Origin of the sequence: Pseudomonas sp. NFACC04-2 (assembly GCF_900119265.1) — a bacterium.
Taxonomy (GTDB): domain Bacteria; phylum Pseudomonadota; class Gammaproteobacteria; order Pseudomonadales; family Pseudomonadaceae; genus Aquipseudomonas; species Aquipseudomonas fluorescens_AA.
In genome coordinates, this window is the sequence record NZ_FPJC01000008.1 from 83,537 (window position 1) to 99,474 (window position 15,938).

General features: G+C 60.2%; 17 protein-coding genes. 11 read left to right on the forward strand and 6 right to left on the reverse strand.

Annotated elements, in window-relative coordinates:
* The first annotated feature begins 1 nt into the window (after nt 1).
* The 3 genes from uvrD to BT125_RS13230 all read left to right on the forward strand — a co-directional run bounded on the left by uvrD (nt 2) and on the right by BT125_RS13230 (nt 3,904).
* A complete protein-coding gene (gene uvrD, locus BT125_RS13220) occupies nt 2–2,182 on the forward strand; it encodes a DNA helicase II (RefSeq protein ID WP_072407560.1) in 2,181 nt (726 codons plus the stop codon).
* Nucleotides 2,183–2,480: 298 nt separating this feature from the next.
* Nucleotides 2,481–3,356 carry a Tim44 domain-containing protein gene (locus BT125_RS13225; protein ID WP_072407562.1) on the forward strand — a complete coding sequence of 292 codons (876 nt, stop codon included), beginning with the start codon at nt 2,481–2,483 and terminating at the stop codon, nt 3,354–3,356.
* Between the two features lie 140 nt (nt 3,357–3,496).
* Nucleotides 3,497–3,904, forward strand: coding sequence for an SMI1/KNR4 family protein (locus tag BT125_RS13230; protein ID WP_042731763.1), 408 nt, complete (start codon nt 3,497–3,499; stop codon nt 3,902–3,904).
* A 12-nt stretch (nt 3,905–3,916) separates the two neighbouring features.
* Here the strand turns inward: BT125_RS13230 and BT125_RS13235 are convergent, their stop codons facing one another.
* Complete coding sequence (locus BT125_RS13235) at nt 3,917–5,680, reverse strand: cation:proton antiporter (RefSeq protein ID WP_072407564.1); 1,764 nt, start codon at nt 5,678–5,680, stop codon at nt 3,917–3,919.
* Nucleotides 5,681–5,958: 278 nt separating this feature from the next.
* Between BT125_RS13235 and BT125_RS13240 the strand changes: the two genes are divergently transcribed.
* Complete coding sequence (locus BT125_RS13240; RefSeq protein ID WP_039593237.1) at nt 5,959–6,444, forward strand: acyl-CoA thioesterase; 486 nt, start codon at nt 5,959–5,961, stop codon at nt 6,442–6,444.
* 121 nt (nt 6,445–6,565) lie between these two features.
* Here BT125_RS13240 and pdxY read toward each other — a convergent pair whose 3' ends face one another.
* Nucleotides 6,566–7,438 (reverse strand): pyridoxal kinase PdxY, encoded by an 873-nt coding sequence (gene pdxY, locus BT125_RS13245; RefSeq protein ID WP_072407566.1) that lies wholly within the window; start codon nt 7,436–7,438, stop codon nt 6,566–6,568.
* Between the two features lie 119 nt (nt 7,439–7,557).
* On the opposite strand from pdxY, the gene BT125_RS13250 reads away from it, so the two are divergent.
* Nucleotides 7,558–7,980 carry a DUF3301 domain-containing protein gene (locus tag BT125_RS13250; RefSeq protein WP_053126721.1) on the forward strand — a complete coding sequence of 141 codons (423 nt, stop codon included), beginning with the start codon at nt 7,558–7,560 and terminating at the stop codon, nt 7,978–7,980.
* A gap of 12 nt (nt 7,981–7,992) precedes the next feature.
* Here BT125_RS13250 and BT125_RS13255 read toward each other — a convergent pair whose 3' ends face one another.
* The gene (locus BT125_RS13255; protein WP_072407568.1) at nt 7,993–8,958 is read right to left on the reverse strand and encodes a CobW family GTP-binding protein; all 966 of its coding nucleotides are present in this window, start codon (nt 8,956–8,958) and stop codon (nt 7,993–7,995) included.
* Nucleotides 8,959–8,985: 27 nt separating this feature from the next.
* Between BT125_RS13255 and BT125_RS13260 the strand changes: the two genes are divergently transcribed.
* The gene (locus BT125_RS13260) at nt 8,986–9,339 is read left to right on the forward strand and encodes an NADH:ubiquinone oxidoreductase (protein WP_072407570.1); all 354 of its coding nucleotides are present in this window, start codon (nt 8,986–8,988) and stop codon (nt 9,337–9,339) included.
* Here the strand turns inward: BT125_RS13260 and BT125_RS13265 are convergent.
* Nucleotides 9,336–9,986, reverse strand: coding sequence for a DUF1826 domain-containing protein (locus BT125_RS13265; protein ID WP_072407572.1), 651 nt, complete (start codon nt 9,984–9,986; stop codon nt 9,336–9,338). The genes BT125_RS13260 and BT125_RS13265 overlap by 4 nt on opposite strands.
* Nucleotides 9,986–11,194, reverse strand: coding sequence for a zinc metallochaperone GTPase ZigA (zigA, locus tag BT125_RS13270; protein ID WP_072407574.1), 1,209 nt, complete (start codon nt 11,192–11,194; stop codon nt 9,986–9,988). Before zigA ends, BT125_RS13265 begins: the two co-directional genes overlap by 1 nt.
* A gap of 145 nt (nt 11,195–11,339) precedes the next feature.
* Here zigA and BT125_RS13275 point away from each other — a divergent pair, with 145 nt between their 5' ends.
* The 5 genes from BT125_RS13275 (at nt 11,340) to BT125_RS13295 (ending at nt 15,162) form a co-directional block, all read left to right on the forward strand.
* Complete coding sequence (locus tag BT125_RS13275; protein WP_072407576.1) at nt 11,340–11,732, forward strand: glutamine synthetase; 393 nt, start codon at nt 11,340–11,342, stop codon at nt 11,730–11,732.
* Nucleotides 11,733–11,847: 115 nt separating this feature from the next.
* Entirely contained in the window at nt 11,848–12,744 is an 897-nt protein-coding gene (gene folE2, locus BT125_RS13280; protein ID WP_072407578.1) for a GTP cyclohydrolase FolE2, read from the forward strand.
* On the forward strand, nt 12,741–13,409 hold the full coding sequence (locus BT125_RS13285; RefSeq protein ID WP_072407580.1) for a metal ABC transporter ATP-binding protein: 669 nt from the start codon (nt 12,741–12,743) through the stop codon (nt 13,407–13,409). Before folE2 ends, BT125_RS13285 begins: the two co-directional genes overlap by 4 nt.
* Nucleotides 13,409–14,275, forward strand: coding sequence for a metal ABC transporter permease (locus BT125_RS13290; protein ID WP_072407582.1), 867 nt, complete (start codon nt 13,409–13,411; stop codon nt 14,273–14,275). The genes BT125_RS13285 and BT125_RS13290 overlap by 1 nt, the downstream gene beginning before the upstream one ends.
* 11 nt (nt 14,276–14,286) lie before the next feature.
* The gene (locus tag BT125_RS13295; protein WP_072407584.1) at nt 14,287–15,162 is read left to right on the forward strand and encodes a metal ABC transporter substrate-binding protein; all 876 of its coding nucleotides are present in this window, start codon (nt 14,287–14,289) and stop codon (nt 15,160–15,162) included.
* Between the two features lie 124 nt (nt 15,163–15,286).
* On the opposite strand, the gene BT125_RS13300 is transcribed toward BT125_RS13295, so the two are convergent.
* Entirely contained in the window at nt 15,287–15,808 is a 522-nt protein-coding gene (locus BT125_RS13300; RefSeq protein WP_072407586.1) for a DUF3617 domain-containing protein, read from the reverse strand.
* Nucleotides 15,809–15,938: the final 130 nt, after the last annotated feature.

Sequence of the window (15,938 nt, forward strand, 5' to 3'; positions counted from 1 at the left end):
GATGCGCGATGATCTCTCCCTTCTGCTGAACTCTCTCAACGATGCCCAACGTCAGGCCGTAGCTGCCTCCGTGGGTCGTCAGTTGGTCCTGGCCGGTGCCGGCTCCGGTAAAACCCGAGTGCTGGTGCACCGTATCGCCTGGTTGATCCAGGTCGAGAACGCCTCGCCCCATTCGATCCTGTCGGTGACGTTCACCAACAAGGCCGCGGCCGAGATGCGCCATCGCATCGAACAACTGATGGGAATCAACCCCGCAGGTATGTGGGTCGGCACCTTCCACGGCCTGGCGCACCGCTTGTTGCGGGCGCATTGGCAGGAAGCCGGGCTGAGCCAGACCTTCCAGATCCTGGACAGCGACGACCAGCAGCGCCTGGTCAAGCGCGTGATCCGCGAGCTGGGCCTGGACGAACAGCGCTGGCCAGCCCGCCAGGCCCAATGGTTCATCAACGGCCAGAAAGACGAAGGCCTGCGCCCGCAGCACATCCAGGCCAGCGGCGACTTGTTCCTGGCGACCATGCGCAGCATCTACGAAGCCTACGAGGCGGCGTGCCAGCGTGCCGGGGTGATCGACTTTTCCGAGCTGCTGCTACGGGCCCTGGACCTGTGGCGCGACCACCCAGGCCTGCTGGCCCACTATCAAAAGCGCTTCCGGCATGTACTGGTGGACGAATTCCAGGACACCAACGCCGTGCAATATGCCTGGTTGCGCTTGCTCGCCAAGGGCGGCGACAGCCTGATGGTGGTGGGTGACGACGATCAGTCGATCTACGGCTGGCGCGGCGCCAAGATCGAGAACATTCACCAGTACTCGGCGGACTTTCCTGACGCCGAAGTCATCCGCCTGGAACAGAACTACCGCTCAACCGCCGGCATCCTCAAGGCCGCCAACGCCCTGATCGCCAACAACACCGGGCGCCTGGGCAAGGAACTGTGGACCGATGGCGGCGAAGGCGAGGCGATCAACCTCTACGCTGCCTTCAACGAGCATGATGAAGCCCGCTACGTGGTGGAAACCATCGAGAGCGCGCTGAAAACCGGCCTGGCCCGCAGCGACATCGCCATCCTGTACCGTTCCAACGCCCAATCGCGGGTGCTGGAAGAAGCGTTGCTGCGCGAACGGATCCCCTACCGCATCTATGGCGGCCAGCGCTTCTTCGAGCGTGCTGAAATCAAGAACGCCATGGCCTACCTGCGCCTGCTCGAAGGTCGCGGCAACGACGCGGCCCTGGAGCGGGTGATCAATGTACCGACACGGGGCATCGGTGAGAAAACCGTCGAAGCGATTCGCGATCACGCGCGCCACAGCCACGTGTCCATGTGGGAAGCCATGCGCCAACTGGTGGCCAACAAAGGCGTGACCGGTCGTGCGGCCGGCGCCCTGAAAGCCTTCATGGACCTGATCGAAGACCTGGCCGCCAAGTGCGGGGAGATGCCTCTGCACTTGATGACCCAGACCGTCATCGAGCAGTCCGGCCTGATCGCCTACCACGAAGCGGAAAAAGGCGAGAAAGGCCAGGCCCGGGTGGAAAACCTCGAGGAGCTGGTCAGCGCCGCACGCAACTTCGAAAACACCGAAGAAGACGCAGACCTGTCGCCCCTGTCGGCCTTCCTGGGTCACGCCTCCCTGGAGGCCGGCGATACCCAGGCCGACGAACATGAAGACAGCATCCAACTGATGACCCTGCACAGCGCCAAGGGCCTGGAATTCCCCTACGTGTTCCTCGTGGGCATGGAAGAAGGCCTGTTCCCCCACAAGATGAGCCTGGAAGAACCGGGACGCCTGGAGGAGGAACGACGCCTGGCCTACGTTGGTATCACCCGAGCCATGCAGAATCTGGTGCTGACCTACGCTGAAACCCGACGTTTGTATGGCAGCGAGACCTACAACAAGGTGTCGCGCTTCGTACGTGAAGTGCCGAAGGGCCTGATCCAGGAAGTGCGGCTGTCCAATAGTGTCAGCCGACCGTTCGGCGGCGGCCAGCAACAAAGCAGCAGTCTGTTCGGCGGCAGCGACATTCCGGAAACCGGCTTCAGCCTCGGCCAGACCGTGCGGCACTCGGTGTTCGGCGACGGCGTCATCCTCAACTTCGAAGGCGCCGGCGCCCAGGCCCGGGTGCAGGTGAACTTCAGCGAAGGCAGCAAGTGGCTGATGCTGGGGTATGCCAAGCTCGAGGCGATCTAGGGAATTGTGTAGGCCCTTGTGGGGGGCGAGCTTGCTCGCGATAGCAGCCGATCGGTCAATATTGGTGCTGACTGACACACCGCTATCGCGAGCAAGCTCGCCCCCACAGTTGTTCTGGGAAACATTTCCGATAGAACTTGTTCCGCTTTCCTACAGCCCAAAGTGAACAAGCCTTCTTGCACAGCCGAAGCTGAACCTAACCTGTCACGCAAAAGCCGGAAACACTCTGCCGCTAGCCAGCAACAGTTCAGCTGTGCAACATGGCCCGCGTGCTATCCACAAATGGGAATGCCTTTATATGAAACGTTTTCTTAGCGTCGCCATGGCGTTGTGCATCGGCCTGACGATGGCCATCGATGCCAATGCTGCCAAGCGCTTTGGCGGTGGTAAAAGCTCGGGGGCAGCCCCGACTCACCAGACCAGCCAGATGGCGCCGTCCTCTGCCGCCGGCTCCACCGCTGCCACCGCAGGCGCGGCCGGTGCCGCAGGCGCTGCCACCAAGGCCAGCGGCGCTTCGCGCTGGCTCGGCCCCCTGGCCGGCATCGCCGCCGGTGGCCTGCTCGCCTCCATGTTCATGGGCGATGGCTTCCAGGGCATGCAGATCTTCGACATCCTGATCATGGCGGTCATCGCCTTCCTGGTCTTCCGCTTCATTGCCGCTCGTCGTCGCAAGCAGCAGGAGCAACTCGCTCCAGCCGGCCACGCGCCGATGCAGCGTGAAGTGTTCAACCAGCAGCCTGCCAGTGGTTCGATCTTCGGTGGTTCGGCAGCGCCTGTGGCCGCTCGTCCGGTCATCAATGCGCCGGCCTGGTTCAACGAGCAACGCTTCATCGAAGCCGCACGCAGCCACTTCATGTCCTTGCAGCAGCATTGGGACGCGAACGAAATGGACAAGATCGCCGAGTTCGTGACCCCGCAACTGCTGGAATTCCTCAAGCGCGAGCGAGCCGAACTGGGTGATGGCTTCCAGTCCACCTACATCGATAACCTGCAGGTGCAACTGGATGGTGTCGACGATCGCGCCGACAAGACCATCGCCACCCTGACCTTCATCGGTGTGTCGAAGGATTCTCGCTTCGACAAGGGCGAAGCGTTCAGCGAAAGCTGGAACATGGAACGCGCACAGGGCGATGACCAGCCTTGGCTGGTGGCAGGTATCCGCCAGAACGGTTGAACCTTTGCCCGTTTTGCATGTTGAAATAAAAGAACCCCGGCCCAGGCCGGGGTTTTCTATTTCGCGGTTGCATCTATAGCGAGCTACTGTATAAACCGCTTCATATAAAACCGCGCCATCGAGAAAGAGGATCCCCGGACGTGGAAGAAATCATCGAACAATTGCGTGAAGCCAACGAGCCCGTACCGGTCCCGCTGGAATTGCCCGACGAAGATTTACTGGTAGAGATCGAAGAGCAGCTGTTCATCGATATCCCATTCGTCTTCAGGGAGTTTTTGCTGACCGTCAGCGATGTCGTCTACGGCAGCCTGGAGCCGGTGACCGTCACCGATCCACAGTCCCACACCTACCTGCCGGAGGTGGCCGCCAACGCCTGGGATGCCGGTGTCGACCGCAGCCTGATCCCGATCTGCCAGGACGGCGACGATTATTACTGCGTTGAAGAGGACGGCACTGTAGTGCTGTGGCAAGCTGAAGAAGAACTGATCGCCGAGGAAACCTGGGAATCGGTCTGGCACTGGGCCCGGGACGTCTGGCTGGAAAGCTGAGCCCGCCGCCGGTCAATGCCCGGACGACTCCTTGTGGTTGTCCAGGGTTTCAAGCAAGGCCACCTGCATCCGCGTATGCAGGCGGATGAACCAGCGCCAGAGCAGCGCCGCCACGGCAGTCGCCACCACGGCGATCAGTACGAGTAACTTGTTGGTCGGCAGAATGCTGGCCGACAAGGCTGCCAATAGCAGGAAAATCACCAGCAGCGAGAGAATCGGGATCACTTCGGCGATCACCCGACGCACACGCTGGGTGTGGCGGCCAGCCATCTCCGGCTTCACGCCCATCTCCGCCAGCAGCATCGACAGCGCCTTGAGCTTGCGGTACGCGGCGATCAGGAACGGTAGCGACAGCAACAACGCCCCGCCCCAGATCAATGCTTTCTGCCAGCTCGGGTCGCTGATCCATGCTTGCAGGTAAGCCGACATCCGCTCGGCGAAAAAACCACCCGAGACAAAAATCGCAATCACCAGCGCCAGATTGACGCCGACCTGCAGCAAAATTCGCCGGATCATCGACGCCACCATCGCCCCTTCACCCTGGGGTTGGATGCTACGCAGCCATTCGCCGTACATCCCCAGCACCCGCGTCAGCCGTTTCGGCATGACTGTCGCCAACTTGACGGACAGTGGGTCGGCAGCCCGGATCAGGTACGGCGTCAGCAGTGTGGTCAACACCGAGACGGCGACCGCGACCGGATAGAGAAAATCGCTGGTGACCTGCAGGGTCATCCCCAACGACGCGATGATGAAGGAAAATTCGCCGATCTGCGAAAGACCCATCCCAACGCGCAGCGAGGTGCGTCCGTCGTTGCCGGCGATAAAAGCACCAAGGCCGCAGGACAACATCTTGCCGAGCACCACTGCGGCCGTGATCACGGCAATCGGCCAGGCGTACTGCAGCAGTATCGCCGGATCGAGCATCAACCCGATGGCGACGAAGAAGATCGCGCTGAACAGATCACGCACCGGCTCCACCAGTCGCTCGATCTTCAGCAGTTGCCGGGACTCGGCCATGATCGCACCAATCAGGAACGCCCCGAGTACCATGCTGTATTCCAGTTTCACCACCAGCAGGCAGAAGCCGAAACACAAGCCCAGTACGGTAATCAACAGCATTTCGTTGCTGTCGAACTTCGCCACGTAGGCCAGCACCCTCGGCACCAACAGAATGCCGATGACCAACGCAACGATCATGAACAGCGACAATTTGCCCACGGTGGAAAACACCTCGCCGGAGCTCACGGTGCCGCTGACGGCAATGCTCGACAGCAAGGCAATGATGCCAATGCCCAGGATGTCCTCGACGATCAACACCCCGAAAATCAGCTGGGCGAAGCGCTCGTTTTTCATCTTCAGGTCGTTGAGCGCCTTGACGATGATCGTGGTGGAGGAAATGGCCAGGATGGCACCGAGGAACAGCGAGTCCATGGTGCTCCAGTCGAACCAGCGGCCGATTTCGTAACCGATCCAGATCATCAGCACAATTTCGAGGAACGCCGCGATGAAGGCCGTGGCGCCGACCTTGAACAGTTTGCGCAGGCTGAATTCCAGGCCCAGGCAAAACATCAGGAAGATCACCCCGAGCTCGGCCAGGGTCTTGATCGTGTCTTCGTCATGGATAAAACCGAACGGTGGCGTATGCGGGCCAATGATGAAGCCGGCCACGATGTAGCCTAAGACCACCGGTTGTTTGAAACGATGAAAGAGTACGGTCACCAGCCCCGCCGCCATCATGATGATCGCCAAATCCTGGATAAAACTGATGGCATGCATGTCGGGGCTCCCTGTTCAAAATGACTCACTGCAGAGCTGGAGAAATCCGTTTCCTCTGTAGGAATTGCCCTCGCAACGGGCTTTTGAAGGGTAACACCGCGACTTCCGACAAAAAGACGGTGCAATATATGGAAACAGATCCATCGGCGCGTGACGGCAACCACAGGCGCAGCGTCCCGATATCGGTGGTTTTAAAACCTGGTGACCTGTTCGCAGGCCACTCCCCAGCACCCGCAGAGGTGCACTCCCGAATGACTGCCTTGAACCGTGAGTACGTTATGGAACCCGGAAACGCCCAGCTGTCGATGACGGTGTTGATGACCCCCGATATGGCCAACTTCTCTGGCAATGTCCATGGCGGCACCTTGCTCAAATACCTCGACGAAGTCGCCTACGCCTGCGCCAGCCGCTACGCCGGACGCTACGTGGTGACCCTGTCGGTTGACCAGGTCATCTTTCGTGAGCCGATTCATGTCGGCGAACTGGTGACCTTCCTGGCCTCGGTGAACTACACCGGCAACACGTCGATGGAAGTGGGCATCAAAGTCGTGACCGAAAATATTCGCGAACGCTCGGTGCGCCACACCAACAGTTGCTTCTTCACCATGGTCGCGGTGGATGACCAACGCAAACCCGCGCCCGTGCCGCCCTTGCAGCCGCAAAACAGCGAAGAAAAACGCCGCTACGAACAAGCCCAGCAGCGCCGGCAGATCCGCCAGGAACTGGAGAGGCGCTACCAGGAGATCAAGGCGGACGGGCCTTAAGCGGCGGTGGGAGCGAGCTTGCTCGCGATGGCGATGTCACAGCCAGCATCGATGTTGAATGTGATGGCCTCATCGCGAGTAAGCTCGCACACAAGGATTTGCAGCATTTGCATGGGGGCGATCAGAAGCTGATTGGCACAGCCTCGAACCGCACCCGTGGATGGGCGATCCGGTCCTGGGCGCGGACCAGTTCCAGCTCATAGCTGGTGCAGGCCTGGGTCTCCAGCAGCACTTCGTGCACCGCCGCTGCGGTGAATTCGAACGCCGCGACCAAACTGTCCCCCAGCAGAATCCGCGCCAGGAACAACCCGGACGTCAGGTCACCCACGCCCACAGGCTGGCGCGGGAAAGCCAGCAGCGGACGACGCAGGTGCCAGCTGTCATTGGCGGTCACTAGAAGCATTTCGAAACTGTCATCGGGTTTGCCGGGGTAGGCCAGATGCTTGACCAGCACCGCCTTCGGCCCACGGGCCAGCAACGCGCGGGCCATGGCCAGGCAGTCCAGCAACGACTGCGCCTTGCGCCCCGAAAAACTGTCCAGCTCCAATTGATTGGGGCACATGAGGTCCGCCACGGCAGCGGCTTCTTCCAGGAGAAATTGGCTCACCTCGGGCGCCACGATGCAGCCCTTCTCAGGGTGCCCCATGACCGGGTCGCACAGGTACAGCGCCTTGGGATTGGCGGCCTTGATCCGTGCCACGCCCTTCAGAATCGCCCGCCCCTGAGCCGCGCTGCCCAGGTAACCGGATAACACCGCATCGCAATGCCCCAGCTCACCGATAGCGGCAATGCCCTCTACCAATGCCGGTATCTGCTCCGGGGCCAGCACCTCACCGGTCCATTGGCCGTACTGGGTGTGATTGGAAAACTGCACGGTATTGAGCGGCCAGACGTTCACGCCGACCCGCTGCATCGGAAACACTGCGGCGCTATTGCCAGCGTGACCGAACACCACGTGGGACTGAATGGCAAGCAGATGAGGCGTACGTTTCATGCGGGAAGTTTCCGTAAAACGATTGAAATTCAAGCCGCGCAGTATGCGACTAAACCCAGCCTGTACGACAGACCGGCGAGACAGTTAAGCTGACAGCAACTTGTTGGAGCACTTCGTTCATGCTGACCCTTGGAAACATCTTCGTGCTGATGCTGCTGGCTACCGGCGGCGCCTGGCTGTGGCACAACCATGGCTTGCGCGAACGGGCGTTGGCGAGGGTCATGCAGCATTGCGCCAACCTCAAGATCGAGCTGCTGGACGGCAACGTGGCACTGAAAAAAATCGGCTTCGTGAAGGACGCCAATGGTCGACGACGCCTGGCTCGCGTCTACACCTTCGAGTTCACCGTCACCGGCGAAAGCCGTCATTCGGGTACCATCACCCAATTTGGTGCCCACAGCGCACACATAGAGCTGGCGCCCTACCCGATGCCCTTCGAAGAAACACCGCCAGCGCCCATCGAACCGGTCCAGACCAGGCCCAGGGCTGAAGTCATCGAATTGAGCCAGTGGCGCCAGGAACACAACAAGTGGAAGCCTTGAAACAGGACTGATTCAGGAACAACGACAACTCACCAGACCGGCTTTGAGGCGATCGACGTCTTGCGGCTGATCGAAAATCAGCTCGATCCGAGAATCCTGGCGCCACTCGCTGGCTTGCCAGTCCAGCGCCGCCCCCTCCAACGCATTGGCTGAAACCCAGCCGTCGCGGCTGTGGATAACCATCTTCGCCCGTTTCCAGTCCTGGTCTTGTAGCCATCGCGTCAGCGCCGCTGCGTCGAATCGTTGGCTTGGGTGCCAGCGCCAGCCGATACTCCAGCCTCCGTCCTGCTGCTGATACAGGCAAATGGGTTGCGTCGGATCGGCCCAGATCGCCGGGATCTGCCCCAGACTCTTGGGCAGGTTCACGTTATCCACAGACCCGCTGCCCTGAGCCGCAAGGCCTGGCAATCGATCAATCGGTAATGCCGCGTGTTGCGTCCAGTACAACGCAGACCCTGACAGTTGTGTCGTCACCCGTTCGCGATCGGCCGGCGTGACGCTCTCGGATTTGTTCAGCACCAGCAGTCCGGCATCCGTCAGGGTTTGTCGCTGCGCATCGGGCAAGGGTTTGCCGTCCGCCATTGCCCGGGCATCCAACACCAGCACACAGGGTTGTACCGCGAGCACGCCGAGCCATGGCGCTTCATTCAGTTGTCGCATCAACTGTGCCGGATGACCCAGGCCCGAGGGTTCGATGAACAGCCGATCCGGCCGGGCCTTGCGCAGCAAACGCCCAAGACCGATCTGAAACGGCGCGCCGTTGACGCAGCACAAGCAGCCGCCGGCCACTTCGCCCAGTGCGATACCATCGCCAGCCTGGGTCAGCAGCGCGGCATCCAGGCCGATCTGGCCGAACTCGTTGATCAGCACCGCCCAGCGTTCATTGGCCGGTCGCTGGGCCAGCAGATGCCTGATCAGACTGGTCTTGCCGGCGCCCAACGGGCCAGCAATGACATGGGTGGGAATGTGCTGCAACATAATCGACGGCTTTCGATGGAGGTGAATATGCGATTGATCGGCTGGTTGTTACTGGCACTGACGTCGGACCAGGCGCTGGCCCAGGCCTGCGTGGTTCACAGCCAGGCGGAGCGACTCGATGTGAAAGTCTGCCAACAGAACCGCAGCATTCCGCAGAAACTGTTTGCCAATGGCTTCTGCCAGCCAAACCTTGCCGGCCAGAAGGTCGAGGTGCAATACGTCGATCAATGCCCTGGCGGCGCTTTCGGCGTTTGCAGCAACGCCCAGGTCGCCAATATGCCTTACCGCCAGGATATTCACTATTACGGCGTGGCGACCGATGCGGCGTACCTGCAGCCATTTTGCGAAGGGCAAAGCCAAGGCACTTGGCTCAAGCCTTAAGCCAGCCAATCCAGCGTGAGAATCAGGCGACGCTCTCCCGGCGCAGGCTCCGGCGAGCGATGGATCAGACCAAACCCCTCATTACCGTGCCATTTCTCGCCTTTAAGCAAGCCGACATCACCGCAACCAAACTGCTGGATCACGTGCGGATCAACCGGCTCTGCTCCAGGCTGTGCCAAGTGCAGGCGATCCATGGCCTCTTCCTTGAGCCACTGGCTGCCCACGCCCGCATAGGTGGTCAGCAGCCGCACCGGTACGTGGTCAACATGGAAGCGCGGACACATGGCCTTGTCCAGCGTGCGCAGACGCAGACCCACACGTTGCGCGCCCAACAGGCAGGCAAACGCACAGACCAGCCAGGAAACATCGGCGATAAAGCCTTCATAGCCCTGCAGGTCGCTGAAACCCGCGGCCAGACCGTGCAGCGCTGGCTGGGTGTCTTCCTCTGGCAAGTCGAGCACGCGTGATTCAGCCAGCGGCTGGTCCATCGCCAGCACCATGGCCGCAAAATCGCTGATATGCGCGGGAAGCTGACGCTGCCAGACCGCCAGGTTGGTGCCGTCGTCCAGGATCTGCGTGAATACCCCTGGCGTATCGCCTTGGACCTGTCGAACCTGTGTCGCTCGTTTCAGACTGGGCGCCAGCATCACGCTGCCGCCTCTTCATGCCACGGTCCGAACGGGTCCGGCAACAAGCGCCAACTTTCGACCCCGAGGGCCATCTCCGCATCGGTGAGCAGGCAAGCATCCAGTTCAGCGGCGAGCTTACCAAAATCAATGTCCTGACCAATGAAGACCAACTCCTGGCGGCAATCGCCTGTGGCAGCCAACCAGTTCTTCATGATCGCCGCTGTGCTCTCTTCATCCTGAGGCCATTGGTTTTTCGGCACGAACCGCCACCAGCGCCCGGCGAAGCCATGTCGCATCAAGCCACCAGCCTGAGACCAACTGCCCGCCTCCTCAGGTTTGCTGGCCAGCCAGAAGAACCCCTTGGAGCGCAGGAGTTTACCATTGAGCCACGGCCGGTCGATGAAGTTGAAGAAGCGCTGGGGATGAAACGGCCGGCGAGCACGATAAGCGGTCGAGACGATGCCATACTCCTCGGTTTCTGGCACATGCTCACCACGCAGCTCCTGTAGCCAGCCAGGTGCCTGGGCGGCGCGTTCGAAGTCGAAAAGGCCTGTGTTTAGGATTCTGCCCAGTGGCACCTGTCCCATGACCATAGGGATGATCTGCGCCTGGGCGTTGAGACGCTGCAGAATCGCGGTCAACTCCTCCCGCTCATGCTGGCTGATCAGGTCGATCTTGCTGATCAGAATCACGTCGGCAAACTCGATTTGTTCGATCAGCAGATCGGTGATCGAGCGCTCATCCTCCTCACCCAGGGTTTCGCCCCGTGACGCCAGGCTTTCGGCGGCCTGGTAATCCAGCAGGAAATTCACCCCATCGACCACCGTGACCAGGGTGTCGAGTCGCGCCACATCGGCCAGGCTTCGGCCCTCTTCATCGCGAAACGTGAAGGTTTCCGCCACGGGCAGCGGTTCGGAAATACCGGTGGATTCGATCAGCAGGTAGTCGAAACGACCTTCCCTGGCGAGTTGCCCGACTTCTTCGAGCAAGTCTTCACGCAACGTGCAGCAGATGCAGCCGTTGCTCATTTCCACCAGTTTCTCTTCGGAACGACTCAGGGTGACATCACGCTGGACTTCGCTGCCATCGATGTTGATCTCGCTCATATCGTTGACGATCACAGCAACCCGCAGGTTGTCGCGATTACGCAGGACGTGATTGAGCAGTGTGCTTTTACCGGCTCCGAGGAATCCGGAAAGTACGGTGACGGGAAGACGATTGGGCATCAGGTATATCCTCAACGGACGGCCGCTTCGATGACGGCTCGGTTCCAGGGTTCGGCTGGGTTCAGGGCTTGGTTGCCATTTATGTTATAGTATAACAACACAATTCAACCAGGCCCGCCGCTCTTCATTGGTCTGAGATCAATTCATGCACAATCATCTGAAATTTGTTTTTGCGAGCTCACTGTTGCTTTGGGCGTTAGGCGCTGCGGCTCAGAGTCCGCTCTTGGCAAACTGTACTCGTAGCGCGAATTTGCTGGCGTGTGTGGATATGCAAGGCAATGCCTATAGCGTTGCGACGGCTGGAAATACTCTATATTTACGCGGTTTTGAAGCCGCCGGTCGCCGCTATTGGGCGCAAACGAACAGCCGTTACGGTCAGCTCACGTTCTTTACCGGATTGGCGTCGGATGGAGAAAGTTGGGTTGGATATAGCCGACGTGTGGGCTGGACAACCCTCAATCGTTTTTCCAGCTCCGGCGGTAGCACCGGCGCATTTACATGCGGACGGATGAACGGATGCCAAGATTTATCGCGTTAATGTTTCACGTGGAACGTGAGCATTCAGGGAGATGAAACTCCTTTCATGGAAAAGGCTTCTTAAAATTAACTGTTATACTATAACATATAATTTTAACCTTCGATGGGCCTTGACCATGAATGCGTTAACGCTGCCCGATGTGGCTGCGCAGGTTTCACATCAAACCCTGCCCCTTGATTGGGTAGGCATGTGCGGCATCGCAACGCCGGTATTGATTGATGGCCAGCGCCTCAGCGCAACGGTCGACGCCGGTGTCAGCCTCGATGACAGCGAGACGCGTGGCATTCATATGTCGCGCTTATACCTGGCGTTGGGGTTGCTGGAAGAGACGCCACTTTCGCCCGCGCTGTTGCGCCGAATCCTGGAGCAATTCCTCGACAGCCATGAAGGCCTATCCCATGCGGCTTCGCTCAGGGTGCATGCCGATCTGCTGCTCAAACGTCCGGCGTTAATCAGCCCGTTGGCAGGCTGGAAAAGCTATCCGGTGAGCATCGAAGCACACTTGAAAAACACAATGTTCCACGTGGAACTGAAAATTCAGGTCCCCTATTCCTCGACTTGCCCTTGTTCGGCAGCCCTTGCCCGGCAGTTGATCCAACAGCAATTTGTCGACGACTTTGCTAACAAGAAACTTGAGCATGCCGAAATTCTTGCGTGGTTGGGCTCATCGAACGGCATTGTCGCCACGCCGCATAGCCAGCGCAGCACGGCGACCTTGACGCTACGTCTGGACGCCGCGGTCGACGAATTGCCGCTGCAGTGGTTCATCAACCAAGCCGAAGCAGCCCTCGGCACCGCCGTGCAGACCGCCGTGAAACGCGCCGATGAACAAGCATTCGCCCTGGCCAACGGGCAAAACCTGATGTTCTGCGAAGACGCCGCGCGGCGATTGAGTGCGGCCCTGGCCTGCTCATCGGAGATCACCGCCCTGGATGTCCGTGTTGTTCACGCCGAAAGCCTTCATGCCCATGACGCCGTGGCACAAAGCCGCTGGACCCGGGAACCATCATGATCAATTGCCAAGCACTGCGCTGGGGTGCTCCCGGACAACCCCTCACACCGCCCCTCGCCATGGAACGACCGGCAGGCAGCCTCACCGCCATCATCGGTGCCAACGGCTCGGGCAAGAGCAGCCTGTTGAAAGTACTCGCGGGGCTGCAAAAGCCGCTAGCCGGCAAAGTTACCTTGAATGTTCCACGGCGTGGTGGCGTCTCATTCATGCCTCAGCAGCAACATCTGGATCGGCAATTTCCCATCAACTTGCAAGATCTGGTGGCGGCCGGCTCTTGGGGCAATCGCCACACACCAGGCATGCGTAGACAGTTGTTGCAGACCGTACTGGACGATTGGGCACTGAGCGGCCTTGAGCAGCGTCCGCTAATGGCGCTATCGGGAGGCGAACTGCAACGCGCCCTGCTCGCTCGCCTGAGCCTGGCCGAAGCGCCTTTGCTGCTGCTCGACGAACCCCATGCCGCCCTCGACGAACAAGGCCAGGCGCTACTGTGGAAGCACATTCATCGCTGGCACGCGGCGGGCAGGACCCTCGTAGTGGTGTGTCATGATCTGGCAGCGGTACGCCAACATGTCCCTCATACGCTGCTGATCAAAAACACCGGTTGCGTGCTGGGCCGCAGTGTCGATTTGATCGCCCAACAACCCCATGCGTGGGTGGCCTGATGCTCGCGGCCACGCATTTCTGGCAACCCTTCCAAGAGTTTGTCTTCATGCGTCGGGCCTTGCTGGGTGGCCTTGTATTGGCATGCAGCACGGCGCCGTTGGGTGTGTTCCTGATCCTTCGGCGCATGAGCCTGATCGGTGACGCCGTGGCTCACGGCATCCTGCCTGGCGCCGCCGTCGGCTTCTGGTTCGCCGGGCTGAGCCTGCCGGCCTTGACCCTGGGCGGCCTGGGGGCGGGCCTGAGCATGGCTGGGCTCGCCGCCTGGATTACCCGGCGCACTGGCCTACGAGAGGACGCCAGCCTCGCGGCGATTTATCCCATTTCCCTGGCTGCCGGGGTGTTGATCCTCGGCATGGCCGGCAAACGCCTGGACTTGCTGCACCTGCTGTTTGGCTCGGCCTTGGCGGTGGACGGCCCCACACTCAACGGCATGCTGTGGGTTTGCGGCGTCAGCCTGGTGGCGATGGCGTTGATTTATCGACCACTGCTGCTCGATACCCTCGACCCACTGTTCCTGCAAACCGTCAGTCGTCTCGGCCCATTGGCCCATGGCGTGTTTTTGACCCTGGTGGTGTTGAACCTGGTCATCGGTTTCCAGGCCATCGGCGCGTTGATGGTGGTCGGCCTGATGATGCTGCCCGCCGCCGCGTCGCGATTCTGGAGCCGTCGCCTACCGCTGCTGATGCTGATCGCCGCGCTGCTCGGTTGCCTCTCGGTCTGGCTCGGCCTGCTGTTGTCGTTCTATTACTCACTGCCCAGCGGACCGTCCATCGTTCTGGTGGCGGGCGTGTCGTATCTGCTGTCGGTGGTATTCGGGCCGGTGCACGGTTTGCTGCGCCGCCCGCCCTTGCTCACATCCCAATGAGGTGTTTCCCGATGCGCGTACTGCTCGTGCTAATCAGTCTGATGCTGTCCATGTCCCTGTCCGCCGCCGAAAAGCTCCAGGTGGTGACCAGCTTCAGCATCCTCGCCGACATGACCCGACAGATCGGTGGTGAGCACATTCAAATCACCAACATGGTCGGGCCAGACGCCGATGCACACACCTACGAACCCACGCCAGATGACGCCAAGGCGTTGCTCAGGGCAAAACTGATCATCAAGAATGGCTTGGGCTTCGAGCCGTGGCTGGACCGCCTGGTGACCAGCACCGAAACCAGCGCCCCGGTGATCAGCGCCAGCCGTGGCGTCATCCCGCGGTCACTGGATGAGGACGGCGAGACCATCCCCGACCCGCACGCATGGCACAACCTGGCGAACGCCGAGCTGTATGTCAGCAACATCACCAAGGCACTGGAAGCTGCCGACCCGGCCAACAAGGCCGACTACGAACGCAACAGCCAGGCATACCTGAAGAAAATCTACGCCCTACTTGCCGAAGCCAAGGCCAAGCTCGGCGCTTTGCCTGCTGGTAATCGCAGGATCGTGACGTCCCACGATGCATTCGGTTACCTGGGCCAGGCCTATGGCATCGAGTTCATGGCGCCCCAGGGGTTATCCACCGAACGTGAACCGTCGGCGGCAGAAGTCGCGGCGCTGATTACCCAGATCCGTCAGGCGAAAGTCAAAGCGGTGTTCATGGAAAACATCAAGGACGCCCGCCTGCTCAAGCAGATCGCCGAGGAGAGCGGCGCTCACATCGGCGGCACGCTCTACTCCGATGCACTCGCCGCCAGCGGACCGGCCAGCACGTTCACCGGCCTGTTCGAATACAACCTCAACACGTTGTACGAGGCGCTGAGTCGGCCTTAGAGCATTTGTGGGAGCACGGCTTGCCCGCGATGAACGGTGATGCCCTTGGCGACTCACCGATTTGTCTGCATCGCGAGCAAGCGTGGCTTCCACAGGCTCACCAAGCGATTACTTCAAATGCGCTTCAAGCCCTCGGCTTGACCGTCCCGCAATCCTGCCCCAGCCATACCGCGCGAGTATCGAGGCTACCGTTCTGCTGGATGCCGGTGGCATTGAACGTGCCGTTGACCTTGGTGGTGAATTCACGATCACTCTGGAATGTCGCGACCCCATTACCCTGGGCTTTCGGACAACTGAAGCGAAACTTCCACTGATTGCCGGTGCGCTCGGTGATCTGCTGCTTGCAACCCGATTGCGGGTCCTGCAGCGGGATATCATTGGTTTGCACCTGCGCCGGAGTCAGGCACACGCGAATGCCTTTCCCCCCCATGGTAATCCCCTGCTTTTCCAGCATCGCCCGTTGCTCCGGGGTCATCTGGGTTTGCAACTGGCCGAGGATCAGTTGCAGGTCCGGCAGGTTCTGGTTATCGACCTTCATATTGCTGGTGGTCAATTCCCACAAACCCGGCTGGAGCATCTGCGCATGAGCCGCCATCGGAACCGACAAACCCATCGCCAAGGCCACACCCAGCAGACGAACATTCATTACACGAACTCCAGAGGACAAGTGGCCGTTAGACGCCGGCCACGGGCTTCGGTTCAGGGCCTGAACCGGTGAATTAAATAGCGACATTCGCCACGGAACATGGTCTGTTAAGCATTGAAACTTCAGGAGC

Bases quoted from the DNA above. Each gene is read 5' to 3' on its own strand.
- BT125_RS13300 (WP_072407586.1), bottom strand. From the start codon at position 15,808: ATGAATGTTCGTCTGCTGGGTGTGGCCTTGGCGATGGGTTTGTCGGTT.
- BT125_RS13260 (WP_072407570.1), top strand. From the start codon at position 8,986: ATGCGATTGATCGGCTGGTTGTTACTGGCACTGACGTCGGACCAGGCG.
- pdxY (WP_072407566.1), bottom strand. From the start codon at position 7,438: ATGAAACGTACGCCTCATCTGCTTGCCATTCAGTCCCACGTGGTGTTC.
- BT125_RS13225 (WP_072407562.1), top strand. From the start codon at position 2,481: ATGAAACGTTTTCTTAGCGTCGCCATGGCGTTGTGCATCGGCCTGACG.
- BT125_RS13255 (WP_072407568.1), bottom strand. From the start codon at position 8,958: ATGTTGCAGCACATTCCCACCCATGTCATTGCTGGCCCGTTGGGCGCC.
- BT125_RS13290 (WP_072407582.1), top strand. From the start codon at position 13,409: ATGCTCGCGGCCACGCATTTCTGGCAACCCTTCCAAGAGTTTGTCTTC.
- uvrD (WP_072407560.1), top strand. From the start codon at position 2: ATGCGCGATGATCTCTCCCTTCTGCTGAACTCTCTCAACGATGCCCAA.
- BT125_RS13240 (WP_039593237.1), top strand. From the start codon at position 5,959: ATGGAACCCGGAAACGCCCAGCTGTCGATGACGGTGTTGATGACCCCC.
- BT125_RS13265 (WP_072407572.1), bottom strand. From the start codon at position 9,986: ATGCTGGCGCCCAGTCTGAAACGAGCGACACAGGTTCGACAGGTCCAA.
- BT125_RS13235 (WP_072407564.1), bottom strand. From the start codon at position 5,680: ATGCATGCCATCAGTTTTATCCAGGATTTGGCGATCATCATGATGGCG.
- folE2 (WP_072407578.1), top strand. From the start codon at position 11,848: ATGAATGCGTTAACGCTGCCCGATGTGGCTGCGCAGGTTTCACATCAA.
- BT125_RS13250 (WP_053126721.1), top strand. From the start codon at position 7,558: ATGCTGACCCTTGGAAACATCTTCGTGCTGATGCTGCTGGCTACCGGC.
- BT125_RS13275 (WP_072407576.1), top strand. From the start codon at position 11,340: ATGCACAATCATCTGAAATTTGTTTTTGCGAGCTCACTGTTGCTTTGG.
- BT125_RS13295 (WP_072407584.1), top strand. From the start codon at position 14,287: ATGCGCGTACTGCTCGTGCTAATCAGTCTGATGCTGTCCATGTCCCTG.
- zigA (WP_072407574.1), bottom strand. From the start codon at position 11,194: ATGCCCAATCGTCTTCCCGTCACCGTACTTTCCGGATTCCTCGGAGCC.
- BT125_RS13285 (WP_072407580.1), top strand. From the start codon at position 12,741: ATGATCAATTGCCAAGCACTGCGCTGGGGTGCTCCCGGACAACCCCTC.